1 protein-coding gene is annotated in these 240 nt (G+C 58.3%); it reads left to right on the top strand.

The genetic code is table 11. From position 1 onward, the window contains the following. Positions 1–140: 140 nt before the first annotated feature. The coding region (locus Q5L94_RS14100; protein ID WP_317498973.1) for a P-II family nitrogen regulator at positions 141–240 on the top strand (100 nt) is incomplete at its 3' end.

The following is a 240-nucleotide window of genomic DNA, read 5'->3' as shown; positions in this document are numbered from 1 at the left end:
GCGACGCTTCGTCGGCGAGATTGGTGGTGTCGGTCCGCGGCCCGGCTGAAGCCGGAGCGTTACAAGAGCCAGACACTGAGCTTAGACTTGAGCCGGGTTCGTACTTCTGGGGCAAGTCCACCTAAACGGGAGAAGTTTTCATGAAACTAGTCACTGCCATCATCAAGCCGTTCAAGCTGGACGACGTGCGCGAGTCGCTGTCGGAGATTGGCGTACAGGGCATCACCGTCACCGAAGTCA

The sequence above is a fragment of the Idiomarina sp. Sol25 genome, assembly GCF_033052775.1.
In the GTDB taxonomy this organism is placed as follows: Bacteria; Pseudomonadota; Gammaproteobacteria; order Enterobacterales; family Alteromonadaceae; genus Idiomarina.
This window is presented reverse-complemented; position numbering and strand designations above follow the sequence as displayed.